The organism is Pilibacter termitis, assembly GCF_900167335.1.
Taxonomy (GTDB): domain Bacteria; phylum Bacillota; class Bacilli; order Lactobacillales; family Streptococcaceae; genus Pilibacter; species Pilibacter termitis.
In genome coordinates this window covers 1-2,181 of record NZ_FUXI01000055.1, presented here as the reverse complement: position 1 = coordinate 2,181, position 2,181 = coordinate 1, and the positions used below count along the sequence as shown (strand labels likewise).

Sequence of the window (2,181 nt, the reverse complement as noted above, 5' to 3'; positions counted from 1 at the left end):
CACAAGCGTTTGTTACTCGCTTGACGACAAGGAATAATTTACCATGTTTTTGGGGAGAGTGCAAGGAATTTACTAGAATTTTTTTTGAGGGAATTTGTTGACGTTTCTTGTAATGTTCGAGTTCTTTTGTGTGTTTTGTTTTGAACTTATGCTTTTTGTTCGGGATTTCTATTTGAATTTTCTTTGGAAAGCGGATTTTTGTATTGGAAAATATAGAAAAAAATTTTCCATATAATTTTTGTTTCTGCTAAAAAAGCTAGTTTTTCGCATTTTAAAACCTCTAAAAACTCCGTTTAAGTTAAAATTAGCAATTTTGGATAAGTATGATCTTTTCTAATCCCCCGTATAATTAAAAAAACGCTTTTTTTATGTTTTCCGCAATCACTACCGAAAACATATAGCCTATTTCAAAAACACTAACTTGTTTTAGATTTCACTCAAAAATCACTTTTCATCATTATTACACTGTTTTCAAAACCGATTCCCATTTCTTAAATATTCTTAATTCCACAAAAACCTATTTCGCAGATAATCAAATTCTTGATATAATTTGATTATACTGATTCAATTCTTTATTGAGATTTCATTTTGAATTAGGGCACCTCTAAAAACTCCGCTTAAGACTAAATTAGCTATTTTTTCTTGTTTTCGAAGAAATTGACGGAAGCTATGTGGTTCATAGGTCGAGGAGATTGACGAAGAAAATTGGGAAATTAGCAATTTAGGATAAGTGCGAGTTTTTAGAGGTGTCCATCAGTATTCAACCTCGCTTTCACACTGGGAGACGTAAGTGAGAGGGAAAATTTATGAAAGGGAAGAAGATTTCATGGAAAAAAAGAAAACTAGGAAACAACTATATCGTAAAAAACATAAAAAGGGATTAGGGAAATTTCTTTTTATGTTAGTTGTTCTCATTGGCGTTAGTGCGATAGGAGTGGTCGCTTATCATGCGTTAATTCCTAAACAAGAGTTGGCTGCTACCGGCAAAAAGAAAACTGCGGAGACGACTACTGAAGCAGAGGAAAAGCAAGTAGAGACACCTGCTGCTATAAAAGGCGAAAACGTTACAAAACCAAACCCTAGAGCGATTGAACAAAATGATACCGTTCCAAAAGTGGAGGACGTTGCAGCAATCGAAATAGACAAACTATTGCAGTCAAAAAGTTTTACTGGTACTGCCTATATCGTCAAAAACGGAAACGAAATTTTCCGAAAAGGCTACGAGGCAAATGAAAATGCACCAATGCCATTAGGAAGTATGGAAAAGAGTATGACAGCTGTTCTACTTGGGAAAGCTATTCAAGAGAAAAAGCTCACTTTGCAGACAAAACTTGCTACTTTTTATCCAAATGCTCCAAATGCCAATATTTTAACGCTCAATCATCTTCTCACGATGACTTCAGGTTTATCAGACAACCCAAAAATTGATGTAACCTTTTTGGATACACAGGAAAATTATTTGCAACAACACATTCAAAGCACGTATGCAAAAGGACAAATCGGTGTGTGGAATTATGATGCGGCAAACTATTGGCTACTCGCTGGCATTTTAGAAAAAGTGAACAACGAGCCGTTTGAAAAACAATTTAAAACTTTCTTTGAAAAATACAAATTGGACTTTCAAAATTACGCACAAACCAAATCTTCACCCGTCCGTGTGTATAATTACGCTATGCAAAAAGAAGATCAAAGAAATCCTGCAGGAAATGATGTTTCTTTCACAAATGAAGTTGGAACGGGCAATATGTTCACAAGTGCCGAAAATTTGTATCGCTACTACAAAAAATTATTAACTTATCAATTTTTACCAAAAAATGTCACACTTGAACTTTTAACTCCTTATGCAGAAGGAAAAGGCTATTCTGGCGGACTTTACACCATTCAACCTGAAAATTATCATTGGGGACGCGGGGTAATCAAAGGATTTGAATCTACTGCTTCTATCTCAAAAGACGGAAAAAATGCGGTTATTCTTTTTTCAGACAACTTTGAGAAAGAAACTCGTGCCTTCACTACTGTCAATCGATCAATTTTTAAATATATTACGACAGGAACGTTTTAAGTAAAAAAGCACGGAACCAAATAGTGGCTCTATACTAAATCGTGTGGAATAACAAAAATTCCATGCGATTTTTTTGCATAAAAAAAGACATCTCGTTTACAATGTAAGTGCCTAACCCA

General features: G+C 34.6%; 1 protein-coding gene. It reads left to right on the top strand.

Annotated elements, in window-relative coordinates; genetic code table 11:
- Window positions 1–826: 826 nt before the first annotated feature.
- Complete coding sequence (locus B5D30_RS12995; protein WP_144399621.1) at window positions 827–2,062, top strand: serine hydrolase domain-containing protein; 1,236 nt, start codon at window positions 827–829, stop codon at window positions 2,060–2,062.
- Window positions 2,063–2,181 lie beyond the last annotated feature (119 nt).

What these genes read in the sequence shown, in the direction of transcription:
- B5D30_RS12995 (WP_144399621.1), top strand. Translation starts at nt 827, where the DNA reads ATGGAAAAAAAGAAAACTAGGAAACAACTATATCGTAAAAAACATAAA.